The organism is Chryseobacterium sp. C39-AII1, assembly GCF_039672645.1.
Taxonomy (GTDB): domain Bacteria; phylum Bacteroidota; class Bacteroidia; order Flavobacteriales; family Weeksellaceae; genus Chryseobacterium.
The window spans coordinates 166,437-179,988 of record NZ_JBDFPQ010000004.1 but is presented as its reverse complement, the minus strand read 5'-3'; the positions used below and the strand labels follow the sequence as shown (position 1 = coordinate 179,988).

The following is a 13,552-nucleotide window of genomic DNA, read 5'->3' as shown; positions in this document are numbered from 1 at the left end:
TTAATAATCCATCCACGATTTGAAAGCAGAAGCTTTATGAATAATAAATTGCCTATTTGCCCTGAAAAATGATTTCGGGTCTAATTGTTTATCAAGGTCTTCCAAGGTCTGTGGAACGGTTTCAATAGTTCCTGTATTTAACATCGCTTTGCTGATGCCGTGTTCCGTATAAAAATATAGGACATCTTCTGCCAAAACTGTTTTATAACCGTCACGGTGCGCCAACAGAAAACGTTTTCTGTAATCTTTAGGCTGAATATAATTGAGCAAGCCTTCAATCGCATTTCCGAGATATGGAATGTTTTCCATGAAGTTTTCATACGTTCGTAAAGCCGCATCTAATTCTTCCTCTTCAATAGGTTTTAGCAAATAATCGACGCTGTTATATTTAAATGCTTTCACTGCATATTCGTCATACGCCGTGGTGAAAATCACAGGGCTCCGAACCTGACATTTATTGAAGATCTCAAAGCTTAAACCGTCTGCCAGACGAACATCCAGCATAATCATATCGGGAGCATTGTTATTGTTGAGCCATTCTACCGTAGAGGAAATAGAATCTTCCACGGAAAGAATTTCGATGTTGGGTCTTAACTTTAACAATAACCTTTTCAACCGATCGGCATTCGGTTTTTCATCTTCAACAATTAAAATTTTATTTATCTTCATATAAAGGAATTTTAGCAATGAAATCTTTTTCGGTTTTCAAAATAATAGGTCTTTTGTTGCCTAAAAACTCAAAACGATTGATGATATTTTTTATTCCCAATCCGGCAGATTCTGTTTTATTGATGAGTGGTGACAGCGAATTATGTACTACAAGATATTGATCACTCGTTGTATAAATTTTAATTTGCAAAGGATTGGATTTTGAGGTTTGATTATGCTTCAACGCATTTTCAACCAAAAACTGCAGCGCGAGCGGAGGCAGTAAAAACTGTTTCAGCTCATTATTTACCGAAATATCAAAATGTACACCTTCACCGATTCTTTTTGTCGTTAAATAAATATAGGAATTTAAAAATTTTAACTCTTCTACTAAAGTGATGGTATCTTTTTTAGAATTAACCAGCAAATAACGATAAACTTTCGCAAAACTTTCAGAATATTCATAACCAAGCTGTTGGTCTTCAAGAATAAGTTCAGACAAAACACTTAAATTGTTAAAGATAAAATGCGGATCAATCTGCAATTTTAGCGCCTGAAGTTCTGCCGCCATTGCTGCTCTTTTGTGTTCGGAAGCTTTTAATTTGTGTTGAGTTGCTTCCAAAGCTGTTTTTTTCCAGTTTTCCAAAAGGAAAGTTCCTGTATTTATGGCACTTATCAATAACGAAACAATAATATTGGTGGCAATCCACTGAGACATTAACGTAATTTCTTTTCTGTAATCGATATTTCCCAGATTATCGCAGCCTTCAAAAAATATAAAATTAATAATGATAACAATCACGATACTTCCGACGATTTGAAGTAATGTTTGTGTAATCAACCTCTTACTGCTTTTTGTATGCCAAGAAATTTTCTTATCTAAACAATAATCTATAAAAAGGCTGACTTCTGCAATAATGATTGAGAATAAAAAGATCCAAAAAATATCTTCAATGATATAAAAAAGGTTTGTGAAGAAGCTCTTTATACGAAAAAGGATCAATAAGATAAATGAAGATGTAGGAAAATAAAAAGGCAATAATCCAAATGACTATCCTTTTTTTTAATCCGTCTAAAAAATTTTTCTTTTTACTGTTCATACAATTACGCAGTGGTTTTATGAATGTAAAGATAAATATTGAATTAAAAAAAAACGGTTTTAAAAGTCAGACGGAGAAAACAGCGGTTGAACCGTTGATTAGAAAGGTTAGAATGTTTGTCCAGATCACTTTATTTTTTCAATAAAAAGCATTGATTTAATGATAATTTTATGGTTGCAAATATTGCGACGAGGGTATATTAAAGTTTTCAGTTTTTATGAGTAACATAGATTAAGAATCAATAAAAATCTTTTGTACATTAAAAAAATTCCTTGTTCGGCCTGTAAGGGCTTAATTTAAACTTAATCATGTTGGGTAGGATTGGTTTTTCCAGTCCTATTTTTTTGTTTTGTTGGGTTTTAATTTAATAGGATTGCATCCTATTCTGTTTTAACTCGCCCTTTCAGGGCTCGCAAGAACCTTAAATTCATCCAGATTTTTTACAACTAATTAAACAATCTGAATATTCAGATTTCTGAATGCATCTAATTCCGGATTATTTGAATCCAAATCGGTGATCAAACTGTCAATATTCTCTATAGAGCATACCTTGAAAGCTTCTGCCCTTCCTAATTTGTTCTGACTGGCTAAGGCAAGAATTCTTTTTGAAGACTGCACCATTGACTTTTTTGTTTCGCCGTCGGTAACGGAAACTGCCGAAACACCGAAACCGGAATCAATCGCGCAGGTTCCCATAATGAAAAGATCAGCAATATATTTTGAAACTTCGTTGCAGGTGGTAACGCCGGAAGTAACTGCCAAATCGACTTCGTAATTGCCCCCAAGCATTATTAATTCAATATTTTTAAATTTATCAATCAAGGGAATGACAGAAAAATTGTTGGTGATAATTCTCAATTTTATATCTAAAGGCATACAGTTTACTACGGCGCAAATCGTGGTTCCTCCATCCATAAAAACCGTCATACCATCCTTTAAAAAAGACTGAACTTTTAAGGCAATAATATCTTTTTCTTTGGTGAGAAAAGACTGTCGATCATGAAAAGTCAGCGGATCTTTTTCCCGAAGAATAGCGCCACCACGAGCTTTAGATAGCAATCCGTTGCGATGCAGAATATCGATATCCCGTCGAATGGTATCTTCGGAAACCTGTAAAAGCAAAGCAAGATCTTCAAACTTTACTTTTTTCTTTTCGTTCAACTCCTTTAGAATAATTTCGAAACGTTCCTCTTTTAGCATGATGATGATTTTTTTCGGATTTTATAAATTAAAGCTACTACAATAAACAGCAAAGCTATTATTTCAAAGGCAACCGTCAAAGAAAAATGATGCGCAATAAAACCTAATAAAGCTGGCCCTGCTAACTGCCCTGCATAACCCATCGTTGTGATTACGGGAATACTTACTGTAGGCGATAATCCTGAAATTTTCCCGCCTTCACTGAAGAAAACTGGAACAATATTCGCAGCACCGATCCCAAGTAAAATAAATCCTATCAAAGATACGGTAATCCATGGACTGAAAATAAGAATTACAATGCCTGCTGAAGCGATAATACTTCCTCCGATGACTACAATTTTGCTGTTCAGTTTACTAATTAAAGAATCGCCTGCCAATCTCATAACAGCCATTGCTACTGAGAATGCAGCATATCCTATTCCTGAAAATTCAGGCTCCACATTTTTGTTATCTCTTAAAAAGATAGCGCTCCAGTCCAGCATCGCGCCTTCAGATAAGAAAACGATAAAACACATCAGACCTAATAATAGAACAGTTGAATTAAACCATTGAAGACGGCTTGTGGCAACCTTTTCTTCATCAACATTTGAAAATTTTAGAATAATTTCCTTTTCTGTTTGATAATTAAATAAATGTTTAAACTGGATGCTCAGCAGAAATATCAACAAAGTAGAAATTGTGATGGCTGCATAAATTGGATTTAAACCTAATTTGATTAAAAAGCCCAATCCTAACGAACCAAATAGACCACCAACACTGAATAAGCCGTGTAAAGATGACATGATTGGCTTTTCGTAAATATTCTGAACCTGAATTCCGTGGGCATTCATAGCAACATCTACTGTTCCGATGCTGCATCCGAAGGCAAAGAGCGCTAATCCCATCAGGTAAATATTTGAAATCACCAATAAGCTAGGCAATATAAAAGCGGCCGCTAATACACTTCCTACAATAACTTTTCTTGAACCTATTTTACTGATTAAGATTCCTGATATTGGCATCATCACCAATGCGCCACCTCCCAATAACAACAACAATAATCCTAGATCTGCTTCATTCAATCCTAACCTGTCTTTTGCTAAAGGAACCATTGGAGCCCAACTTGCAATTCCGAGTCCGCAGACTAAAAATATAACCTGAGTTGCTCTTTTTGCATCAATTATTTTCTTTGTAATCATACTTCATAATTTTTACATTGCAAATTAATGCAATTTTGCATTAATTTGCAATATGTTCAAACTGAAAAATTTAAAATTTTATGAAAGCAAAAATTGAACACGTCGCTGTATGGTGTAATGATTTGGAACAGATGAAAGAATTTTACATGAAGTATTTCGATATGTCAAGTAATGAAAAATACATCAATCCTGTGAAGAATTTTGAATCTTATTTTTTGAGTTTTAATGCAAGTGATTCTGCAAAAATAGAACTAATGAAACGTCCGGATATTATTGAAAATTCTTTTACACGAGGCAATCTGATGGGATTTTGCCATCTCGCAATATCCGTTGGAAATAGAAATTCAGTAGATATTTTAACCGAAAATTTAAGAAGTGATGGCTATAAAATTATCGGTGAACCTCGCGTAACCGGTGATGGATTCTACGAAAGTATTGTGGAAGATCCTGAAGGAAACTGGGTGGAGATTACGGAATAAAAAAATCCCGGACAATTTTTAATGTCCGGGAAATTTTTAAACGAAAGGTTCTTCGTTATTATTTTTATACTGAATCATACCTTTAAACTGATGATAAGAATCTTTAATATTTTTCAACTGTTCAGAGACAATTGGTAAACTTTTTTCACTAAGATCACCACTATCAATTGAATTCTGATATGCATCAATCGCTGCTTTTTCTCCAAAAACTACATTTTCAAGCGTAGATTCTTCTGTGTTTCCGATGGTAAATGAGTTTTTAATATCGATCCAAGTTCTGTGCAAAGCTCCAGCAACAGATGATGAATCATTTGCTTCGCCGCCATTTTCGGTAATCAGATTGATCAGTTCGTTTTTCATAATGGTTGCAAGGGAATTCATTTTAGCATACTCCGGTTTTACATCGGGGTAATTTTCCCAAATTTTACCTTCAACTTTTGCAAATCCTAGGATACGGTCGTTGGTAATATGCAATAAATCGTTCAGTACAGAAATTTCTTTTTGATTTTCCATAATATAATTTTTTGTAGGTGTAGGAAAAAGCTTGCAATAACTGTACCTCTACTCCTTCATCAATTTCATAAAAGAAAAATCAGGCTGACGCATTTCAATTTCATTTTCGCTGGAAGCTTTTTGAGCTTCAGAAGCATATACAAACATTTGCTGTTCATAGTTTTGAATCGCTTCATCAATGGTTTTAAAATTATCACTCTTTAAATTTTCAGATAAAATTAAAGCATCTAACAATCCTGTATTCACGCCTTGTCCGGCAAATGGAGGCATTAAATGTGCGGCATCACCAATTAAAGTTATAGGTAAAGCACGATTCTGTTTCCACGAAGTTTCTAATGGAAGTTTTCTTGTTGGCAGCCCTACAAAAAAATGAGTTGAGTGAATTAAATTTTTATAAATCTCATTCCAATCTGAAAATTTATTTAGCAAAAAGGCTGTTATTTCCTGTGAATTTTGAAAATCAAATTCTATTTCAGACTTTTTTAAAATAATGCCATACGTTAAAGAACCATTATTAAGAGGATTCGCAACAATTAATACACCTTTATTGGCAGCCATTAATCTTCTACCATCACATAATTTAAAAAATTCCGGGCAGTTGATCTCCGGTTGCTCCACATCTCCTTGAATAATAATTGTTCCTGTTTCTTCCACTTGCGCATTGGTAACATAATTTCTGACTTTTGACATTCCGCCGTTAGCAACAATCATAAAATCAGTTAATTCAGTTTTATTATGTTCAAATTCTAATTGCCATTTATTATTGATGGGTTGAATATCAATTAATTTTCTATCCCAAATTACGGTTGCTTCATTTAAACTATTCAATAAAATCATTCTCAGATCGTTTCGGTTAATTTCAGGATTAGCAAATTGATTTTCAACGGCAACTTCAATTGTTGATAAAATATTACCTTGTTCGTCTGCCATATTAATTCCCATTGGCAAAGCAATTTCATAATATTTCTCAAGCAAGCCAGCTTTTTTCATCGCAATCTGCCCTGAATCTTTATGTAAATCTAACGTTCCTCCCCAAATTCGGGTTTCTGCATTTACATCTCGTTCAAAAACAGTTACATCTGTTCCGTTTTGCTGTAATAACCTCGCCATTGTCAAACCTACTGGTCCGGCTCCGATGATGGCTATTTTTTTATCTTTCAGTATATTGTTCATCTTCTAAAATTTGAAAACAAAATTCTGAAAAACAGCTGCTTTAGGATTGTATAAATGCGACAAATTCACGGTTTGGAATTTTTTCAATCTTTGCTTTTCTGGCAAATGCACCGGGCGTTGTTCCACTGTATTTTTTAAATTCCCGATTAAAATGTGCCTGATCGGTGTATCCCAACTCAATAGCTAATTCTGCAAGATTAGAATCTGGCTGGCTCCACAAGATATTTCTAGCTTTCTCAAAACGAATCAATCCGGAAACATCTTTCACCGTAAATCCGGAAGATTGCTTGAACTTCCTTTCTAAAGTACGAATTGTCGTATGTGCAGCAACGGCAATTTTACTGACAGGAATACTTCCATTCGCCTTTCTCATCGCTATTCCTGCTTTATAAATAAGACTATCGGTTGACATTTCAAGATTAAAAAAATAGTCTTTAATAAAATCTATCGCTTCCTGAATCTGGTTTTTATTAATAAAATTCTGCAACGAAGGTTGAAGTTTTGCAATAGGATGTTCAAATGTATCGACTCCGTTTTTGTTAGAATCTAAATTAAGCAAATCAAAAACCGTCCAGGGAAAGCATCTTATAGCAAGAATTTGTAACCTTTTTCTTGTATAAAAATGAGCAGGATGATTAAGCAAACCTACCAAAAAGGGAGAAGGTAACGATTGTAAATTTTCATTTTGAAGGATCTGAAGTTCCTCACCGAAATGAAAAATAATCTCAACAAAACCATCAGGAATTACTTCAAAATTGGTTTGTTCATTCCCAAAATCTGTGTCATTATACCAAAAACAGGTAATGGTATCGCGCAATTCCTTCGGTGGTTCAAATTCTATATGCATGCAAGCTTCAATAAGATGAATTAAAATTAATAAAAATAAACAGCTCTTCAACTAATTAAAATTGAAGAGCTTGTAACAAGGCAAAAATATGAATGAGTAGTTTAAAAATGATGAATTTTATTTACCGAAATATTTTTCAAACAAAGCTAACTGATTGGTTAAAGAAATACTCCAATATTTTGTGTCATGGGCTCCCAAAGATTCGATATACAAATGCTGAATTTTCTTCTGGGTTAAAGCTTGGTGAAACTTTCTGTTTTGCTCAATCATCTGCACATCTTCTGTTCCGCAATCAAAAATATAATGTTGCTGAGCCGTTTCCATCTGATTAATTTTACTGTCTGTAAGGTAATTACTCTTCAATGATTCAAACGGTCCTAAAACTTTATCTACCTGATATTTATTATAATTCTCTCCAAAAACTCTGAAATCCAACGCGCCGCAAGAACTGCCAACAATACCGAAAGTATCATGATACGTAACCCCGATATTGGTAGCGCCATAGCCACCCATACTCCATCCCAAAATTCCTCTTTGTGCTTTTTCTTTTTTAACAGGATAATTTTTATCAATAAACTCCACCAATTCTTTTCCTATAAAAGTTTGATATTGAGAATCTTTAACAATCGGACTATCTACATACCAACTGCTGAAATTCCCGTCTGGCAAAATATAAATAGTTCCATATTTTTGAGATTTTTCAGCTAAGCCTGGAATATCTTCTTTAATGATTCTTTCGGGATTTCCGCTGAAACCATGCAAAATATAAACTGAGTTATATGCTTTTTTTGCTTCAAGGTTTGGAGTGACAACAATTACCTTTATTTTCTTATTCATTTTAGGGCTAAAAACTTCCTGACGAATAATTTTCTGTGAATACAACTGACTAAAAGTGATGAAAATCAATATAAGGTTTATTAACTTTTTCATAATTTAAAATTTTAATTAATAATGGCTTTATCGTTAAAATAAAGCTTTTTCGTTCTACAAAATTGCGAACTATAAAATCAAAAAACATCAACATATGTTAACGTTTCTATTGATTTAATTCTTTTCTTATTCTGCTTAACTGCGTGGGTGTTACTCCTAAATAGGAAGCAATATGATGCTGTTTTAACCTTTTAAATAAAGATTGATTCTCCATTAAAGCTAGATATCGGGTTTTTGCGGTTTCATACTTTAATGAAATTTCCAACGGCTCTTTTTTCACTACCCAATTTTTTTCCAAGTAGTGAATTTGAAATAATGCAATGTCTAAATGTTGATGAAAGAGCTCTCTGTAAGCATTTACAGGATATTTAATAACTTCACAATCTTCCAAAGCAATCATGCTGAATTTACTGGGTTCATGCGTAATAACTGCCGAAGTGGAAGCAACAAAACTATTCTCTTCAAAAAATATTTTATAGGCTGTATTGCCATTTTCATCCGTATTATAATAGCCAATCAGCCCAGATTTTAAAAAATAATAATATCTCGACATCATGCCTTCTTCCAACAACAATGTATTTTTTTCGAATTTTTCTTCAGAGCAGATGTTTAGCAAAAGAGAAATACTTTCATCAGAAAGCGGGTAATAGATATTTATTTGTTTTATAAGTTCTTCCAAAATAATAAATTTCAACAATAAGTTTAATAATTATATAAAATGCTTAAACCATTAATCATACCATTTTTGTTCGTACTTTTGTAATGATACATTAAACAATTTTTCACAATAAATTTACTATGAATTCTAATCAAAATCCAAATATTAAAGCTGTATTTTTCGATGTTGACGGCACTTTAATAAGTTTTAAAACCAATAAAATTCCGGAATCTACACAAGAAGCCATAAAAAAACTTCGCGAAAAAGGGATAAAAGTCATTGTAGCAACCGGACGATCCATTAATTCTTTAGATCATATTAAACACATTGATTTCGACGGATTTATCACATTTAATGGCGGCTACTGCATGACGACGGATGGCAATATCATGTTTAAAAAAGCCATTAACGCTGAAGATATAAAAAATTTAATTAATTATTCTGAAAAATCTCCTTTAAGCTTTTCATTAATGTATGAAAATAAAGTTGAAATAAATGATGTAAATCCTGAAGTGGTTGGCATGTACGCCCATCTCAATCTTCCCGTTCCGCCTTTACATGATAAAGATAATGTGGATGTTGAAAATGTTCTGCAGGCAAATATTTTTCTTGGACCTGATGAAGAAAAGGTTTTTATGGAAAAAGTAATGCCGAATTCTGTGGCTTCCAGATGGACTCCCCTTTTTGCGGACGTTAATCCCGGTGGAATTACCAAACAAAACGGAATAGAATATTTCTGTAAACATTTCGGAATCGATTTTGCTGAAACTATGGCTTTTGGAGACGGAGGGAATGATATTTCTATGCTAAAATTTGTAAAAATTGGCGTTGCCATGGGAAATGCAAATGAAAATGTAAAAGAAATTTCGGATTACGTTACTGAAGAGGTTGACAATCATGGAATTGAACTCGCTTTAAAACATTTTGGACTACTTTAATTTTATATCTCATAGCTAAACATTTTTAAGCCTAATTAAATATGTGGTATTTGTTTTTAAACTGATTTAATAAAAAAGGCACAGTATGTGTATATAACTAATTAAATCACTTAAAAATATTTAGTTATGAGAAGTTTATTATGGCTAGTAGCGGTCATTTGCATTGTCGTTTGGCTACTAGGAATGTTAGGAGTTGTGCCGGGTATGAGCACAGGTTATTTAGTACATGTTTTATTGGTAATCGCCATTATTGTAGTTTTATATAATATTATTACAGGTCGAAAACCTCTCGATTAATAGATTTCTTCAAATTGAAACTATTCTATTAATTTAGTAAACTTTAAAAATATTGATCCTTGACAAATTTTGTTAAGGATTTTTTAATTAAAAAGCAGAATCTGAAATACATCAAATTCCGCTTTTATTCTTATTTATAGAAAATTATTTTTTTGCTTTTGCAGGAGCTGCTGTAGTAGCGCCTAGTTTAGATTTTACATCCGCAGTAATATCTTCACCACCATCTAAGTAAGCAATCTGGCTGTTTCCCTGAGAAGTTGCCACATCAAAAACGTATGCCAATCCTTTTTCTTTAGCCACAGTAGAAATCATGCTCGCTACTTTTTTCTGAATCGGAGCAAACAATTCGTTTTGCTTTTGAGAAATATCCTGGGCCGCTTTTGTACGCGTTTCTTCAATCGTTTTTCCTAATTGCTGAAGTTCAGTCTGAGCTGCTGTAAGTTCCTTAATTACAGATTCTTTATTTGCTTCACTGATTGTTTTTTCTTTATCCTGAGCCGCTTTTAGCTTCGTTTGGTAGCTTGTGATCAGCTTCTCAATTTCTCCTTGTTTTGTTTTGGTAAAAGTATCCAAACTCGCTTCTGCAGTTTTAGCTTCAGAAAGATTATTGAAAACATCATCAGAGTTTACATGACCGATTTTTTGTTGCGCTTGGGCAAGGTTTGATGTAAGAAATAATCCCGCTGCTACAGAAAATACAGTGATTAACTTTTTCATGTTATTGTTGATTTTTAAAATTATTTTAATTGTTTGTTTTTAAAAAGATGACAAATATAATAAATATAACTACATCTCTAGTGATAATAACAGAAAAGAAGCCCAAAAAACCTCGGACTTCTTTTCTAAATAATATTAAGTAAAAAATGAAAGACTAATTTTATGCTATACAAAAGTATTTTCTTGAGATTCAAAACGTGTTAACCCACAAATAATAATTCCTTAAAAATAGCTTAAAACAAAACCTTTATATTTTTGATTAATACATTATCTTCATTCTAAAAAGATCAAATGGGAACTTGTGCTTTTTCGTAAATTATACCTTCACTTTTTAATTCTTTCCAAAAATCAACAGGAATTTCTGCATTCAGTGCATTTACATTTCCCTGAACCTGTTCAGCCTTACTTGCCCCAGGAATTATTGCTGAAAATTCATCTGCTGCCAACACAAAATGAAGGGCTGCATCTACAAGACTGAGGTTATATTTTTTCGCGATTTCAGCTATTTTATCACGTTTTTCCGTCATTCCTTTAGGAATTACATCTTTATAATTATATCGTGGTCTTCCATTGATAAACCCAGAATTGTATCCCGCACCGGAAACCAGCTTTATACCAGCTTTTTTTACGGCAGGAAGCAGACGGTCCACAGCATCTTCGTGCTCAAGAATAGAATATTGTGTAGCGGAAAGGCAGATATCAGGATCGGCAGATTCAATACAATCTAAAATAGGTTCAATTTTATTGACACCCATACCCCAGGCTTTAATAATCCCCTGATCCCGCAAATCAGATAAAACTTTGAAAGCTCCTTCCCTTGCCTGTTTAAAAAAATAAGGATAACGATCGCCCACCTGATCTTCAGATAAATCGTGAACGTACACAATATCAATATGATTTAATCCTGTTCTTCTCAAACTTTCCTCAATGCTTTTTTTAATGGCATCTGCAGTGTAGTTATGCTCAAAATCGTAATTTAAAGGTGCTTTCCACATCGTTGGAGGAACTTTATCTTCTGGAACTTCTGTAAACAGCCTTCCCACTTTTGTTGAGAATACAAATTTATCTCTCTTCTGATTTTGTAAAAAACTTCCAAACCTTCTCTCACTTTTCGTAAGTCCGTACCATGGAGAAGAATCGAAATATCGAATTCCCAGATCCCATGCTTTCTGTAGAACTTTGTAAGAATCTTCGTCTGTTAATGGCTCGAATGCAGTTCCTATGGCTACTCCACCCAATCCCAATTTGTGTTTTTCATTTAAAACATCTGCTTTCATATGATAATATTTAAGTGTTTTGGTTGGTGTAAAGGATACAAACACCGTGCAGACATGGGCTTTCAAATCATAATATTTTTAATTTTTATAAAGATTAAAAATGAAATGTCAAAAAGAATTTTTTTTCATCGAAGGTTTTGATCTTTGGTTTGGATTAACTCAATAATTAGTCAACCAATTATATTCATATTGATAAGAATCAATTGTTATCGTATAAAACTAATATTTGGCTTTATTATTGAAGCTAAGATAATACACTTCAACATCAAAAATATGAAAAAGCATATCGTAATCGTAGGCGGAGGTTTTGCGGGAATCAATCTTATAAAATCCTTGGTAAATGATAAAAGATTCAAAATAACACTTGTTGACAAGAATAATTATCACTTTTTTCCACCATTAATTTATCAGGTGGCCACTTCCTTTATTGAAGCATCCAATATCAGCTACCCTTTCCGAAAGATGTTTTCCAAATACAAGAACGTAAAATTTCACATGGGAGGTCTTCTGAATGTTTTGCCTGAAATCAAAACCATCCAAACGGAAACCGGAGAAATCACCTACGATTATCTTGTTTTAGCATTAGGAACAGAATCGAATTTCTTTGGAATGGAAAACGTTCAAAATTGCGCCTTGCCGATGAAAACTATCGATGAAGCTTTATATTTGCGAAATTATATGCTTTTAACATTGGAAGAAGCGGCTCGAAATAAAGATATTAAAGAAGCTCAAAAGTTACAAAATATCGTAATTGCAGGCGGTGGCCCCACTGGTGTAGAATTAGCAGGAATGATTGCCGAAATGGGAAGCTATATTGCTAAAAAAGAATATCCAGAAATAAAATCAGCTTTATCGAATATCTATTTAATTGATGCGTTGCCCACATTACTTTCGCCGATGAGTAAAATGGCCCAACAGGCTGCTTACGATAAGCTTAATAGCTTGGGAGTGAAGATTATCCTGAATGTTGCGGTAAAAGACTATGCCGATGGAAAGGTAATTTTAGCGGATGGAAAATCTATCGAAACAGAAACGTTAATCTGGACTTCCGGAGTGATCGGTCGTGAAGTGAAAGGGTTGCCTGAAGAAAGCATAGGAAAAGGGCGAAGAATTCTCGTTGATGCTTATAATAAAGTAAATGGCACAGAAAATATTTATGCCTTAGGAGACATCAGTCTTCAATTTTCGGATAAAAAATTTCCTAATGGGCATCCACAATTAGCACAGGTTGCCATTCAGCAAGGGAAAAATTTAGGACAAAATTTTAAAAGAATTGAAGACGAAAAAGTACTCCATACTTTCGAATATAATGATAAAGGGAGTATGGCGATCATATCAAAATTCAATGCGGTGGTAGATTTACCGAAGTTTTCATTTAAAGGTTTTACTGCATGGCTTACTTGGCTTTTTATTCATATTATTCCGTTGGTTAGTTTTAGAAGTAAAATACGTCTGGCAATGGATTGGCTGAGATTATTCATCACCAATAACCCTTCCATCAGATTAATTCTACGACCAAAAAGAAACACTGGAAAAGAAGCAGAATTTGAGCATTCCTAATATATTACGTAAATTTACACAACTATAACAATTCGGT

The 13,552-nt window shown here is 33.5% G+C and carries 15 protein-coding genes; 4 read left to right on the top strand and 11 right to left on the bottom strand.

Annotation, left to right across the window (positions count from 1 at the left end; genetic code table 11):
* The 4 genes from ABEG63_RS08850 to ABEG63_RS08835 all read right to left on the bottom strand — a co-directional run bounded on the left by ABEG63_RS08850 (nucleotide 1) and on the right by ABEG63_RS08835 (nucleotide 4,126).
* On the bottom strand, nucleotides 1-669 hold the full coding sequence (locus tag ABEG63_RS08850; RefSeq protein WP_346584207.1) for a LytTR family DNA-binding domain-containing protein: 669 nt from the start codon (nucleotides 667-669) through the stop codon (nucleotides 1-3).
* On the bottom strand, nucleotides 656-1,489 hold the full coding sequence (locus tag ABEG63_RS08845; protein WP_346584206.1) for a histidine kinase: 834 nt from the start codon (nucleotides 1,487-1,489) through the stop codon (nucleotides 656-658). The genes ABEG63_RS08850 and ABEG63_RS08845 overlap by 14 nt, the downstream gene beginning before the upstream one ends.
* 709 nt (nucleotides 1,490-2,198) lie before the next feature.
* Nucleotides 2,199-2,948: a DeoR/GlpR family DNA-binding transcription regulator gene (locus ABEG63_RS08840; RefSeq protein ID WP_346584205.1), complete on the bottom strand. Its 750-nt coding sequence runs from the start codon at nucleotides 2,946-2,948 to the stop codon at nucleotides 2,199-2,201.
* Entirely contained in the window at nucleotides 2,942-4,126 is a 1,185-nt protein-coding gene (locus ABEG63_RS08835; protein WP_346584204.1) for an MFS transporter, read from the bottom strand. The genes ABEG63_RS08840 and ABEG63_RS08835 overlap by 7 nt, the downstream gene beginning before the upstream one ends.
* Nucleotides 4,127-4,206: 80 nt before the next feature.
* Here ABEG63_RS08835 and ABEG63_RS08830 point away from each other — a divergent pair, with 80 nt between their 5' ends.
* A complete protein-coding gene (locus ABEG63_RS08830; protein WP_346584203.1) occupies nucleotides 4,207-4,605 on the top strand; it encodes a VOC family protein in 399 nt (132 codons plus the stop codon).
* Nucleotides 4,606-4,641: 36 nt separating this feature from the next.
* Here the strand turns inward: ABEG63_RS08830 and ABEG63_RS08825 are convergent, their stop codons facing one another.
* The 5 genes from ABEG63_RS08825 to ABEG63_RS08805 all read right to left on the bottom strand — a co-directional run bounded on the left by ABEG63_RS08825 (nucleotide 4,642) and on the right by ABEG63_RS08805 (nucleotide 8,747).
* A complete protein-coding gene (locus tag ABEG63_RS08825; protein ID WP_312398882.1) occupies nucleotides 4,642-5,118 on the bottom strand; it encodes a PA2169 family four-helix-bundle protein in 477 nt (158 codons plus the stop codon).
* A gap of 48 nt (nucleotides 5,119-5,166) precedes the next feature.
* Nucleotides 5,167-6,291, bottom strand: a complete 1,125-nt coding sequence (locus tag ABEG63_RS08820; RefSeq protein WP_346584202.1) for an NAD(P)/FAD-dependent oxidoreductase — start codon at nucleotides 6,289-6,291, stop codon at nucleotides 5,167-5,169.
* A gap of 40 nt (nucleotides 6,292-6,331) precedes the next feature.
* Nucleotides 6,332-7,138: a helix-turn-helix domain-containing protein gene (locus tag ABEG63_RS08815; protein WP_346584201.1), complete on the bottom strand. Its 807-nt coding sequence runs from the start codon at nucleotides 7,136-7,138 to the stop codon at nucleotides 6,332-6,334.
* A gap of 117 nt (nucleotides 7,139-7,255) precedes the next feature.
* Nucleotides 7,256-8,068 carry an alpha/beta hydrolase-fold protein gene (locus ABEG63_RS08810; protein ID WP_346584200.1) on the bottom strand — a complete coding sequence of 271 codons (813 nt, stop codon included), beginning with the start codon at nucleotides 8,066-8,068 and terminating at the stop codon, nucleotides 7,256-7,258.
* Nucleotides 8,069-8,174: 106 nt separating this feature from the next.
* Complete coding sequence (locus ABEG63_RS08805) at nucleotides 8,175-8,747, bottom strand: Crp/Fnr family transcriptional regulator (protein ID WP_346584199.1); 573 nt, start codon at nucleotides 8,745-8,747, stop codon at nucleotides 8,175-8,177.
* A gap of 119 nt (nucleotides 8,748-8,866) precedes the next feature.
* On the opposite strand from ABEG63_RS08805, the gene ABEG63_RS08800 reads away from it, so the two are divergent.
* The gene (locus ABEG63_RS08800) at nucleotides 8,867-9,664 is read left to right on the top strand and encodes a Cof-type HAD-IIB family hydrolase (RefSeq protein WP_346584198.1); all 798 of its coding nucleotides are present in this window, start codon (nucleotides 8,867-8,869) and stop codon (nucleotides 9,662-9,664) included.
* Between the two features lie 126 nt (nucleotides 9,665-9,790).
* On the top strand, nucleotides 9,791-9,961 hold the full coding sequence (locus ABEG63_RS08795; protein ID WP_267403083.1) for a lmo0937 family membrane protein: 171 nt from the start codon (nucleotides 9,791-9,793) through the stop codon (nucleotides 9,959-9,961).
* A gap of 144 nt (nucleotides 9,962-10,105) precedes the next feature.
* Here the strand turns inward: ABEG63_RS08795 and ABEG63_RS08790 are convergent, their stop codons facing one another.
* Entirely contained in the window at nucleotides 10,106-10,678 is a 573-nt protein-coding gene (locus ABEG63_RS08790) for an OmpH family outer membrane protein (protein WP_312398913.1), read from the bottom strand.
* A 287-nt stretch (nucleotides 10,679-10,965) separates the two neighbouring features.
* Nucleotides 10,966-11,955, bottom strand: a complete 990-nt coding sequence (locus ABEG63_RS08785; RefSeq protein WP_346584197.1) for an aldo/keto reductase — start codon at nucleotides 11,953-11,955, stop codon at nucleotides 10,966-10,968.
* A gap of 273 nt (nucleotides 11,956-12,228) precedes the next feature.
* Between ABEG63_RS08785 and ABEG63_RS08780 the strand changes: the two genes are divergently transcribed.
* Nucleotides 12,229-13,515, top strand: coding sequence for an NAD(P)/FAD-dependent oxidoreductase (locus ABEG63_RS08780; RefSeq protein ID WP_346584196.1), 1,287 nt, complete (start codon nucleotides 12,229-12,231; stop codon nucleotides 13,513-13,515).
* The last annotated feature ends 37 nt before the right edge of the window (nucleotides 13,516-13,552 follow it).

Coding starts and splice junctions, on each gene's coding strand:
- ABEG63_RS08850 (WP_346584207.1), bottom strand. CDS start 669: ATGAAGATAAATAAAATTTTAATTGTTGAAGATGAAAAACCGAATGCC.
- ABEG63_RS08840 (WP_346584205.1), bottom strand. CDS start 2,948: ATGCTAAAAGAGGAACGTTTCGAAATTATTCTAAAGGAGTTGAACGAA.
- ABEG63_RS08835 (WP_346584204.1), bottom strand. CDS start 4,126: ATGATTACAAAGAAAATAATTGATGCAAAAAGAGCAACTCAGGTTATA.
- ABEG63_RS08830 (WP_346584203.1), top strand. CDS start 4,207: ATGAAAGCAAAAATTGAACACGTCGCTGTATGGTGTAATGATTTGGAA.
- ABEG63_RS08825 (WP_312398882.1), bottom strand. CDS start 5,118: ATGGAAAATCAAAAAGAAATTTCTGTACTGAACGATTTATTGCATATT.
- ABEG63_RS08820 (WP_346584202.1), bottom strand. CDS start 6,291: ATGAACAATATACTGAAAGATAAAAAAATAGCCATCATCGGAGCCGGA.
- ABEG63_RS08815 (WP_346584201.1), bottom strand. CDS start 7,138: ATGCATATAGAATTTGAACCACCGAAGGAATTGCGCGATACCATTACC.
- ABEG63_RS08810 (WP_346584200.1), bottom strand. CDS start 8,068: ATGAAAAAGTTAATAAACCTTATATTGATTTTCATCACTTTTAGTCAG.
- ABEG63_RS08800 (WP_346584198.1), top strand. CDS start 8,867: ATGAATTCTAATCAAAATCCAAATATTAAAGCTGTATTTTTCGATGTT.
- ABEG63_RS08795 (WP_267403083.1), top strand. CDS start 9,791: ATGAGAAGTTTATTATGGCTAGTAGCGGTCATTTGCATTGTCGTTTGG.
- ABEG63_RS08790 (WP_312398913.1), bottom strand. CDS start 10,678: ATGAAAAAGTTAATCACTGTATTTTCTGTAGCAGCGGGATTATTTCTT.
- ABEG63_RS08785 (WP_346584197.1), bottom strand. CDS start 11,955: ATGAAAGCAGATGTTTTAAATGAAAAACACAAATTGGGATTGGGTGGA.
- ABEG63_RS08780 (WP_346584196.1), top strand. CDS start 12,229: ATGAAAAAGCATATCGTAATCGTAGGCGGAGGTTTTGCGGGAATCAAT.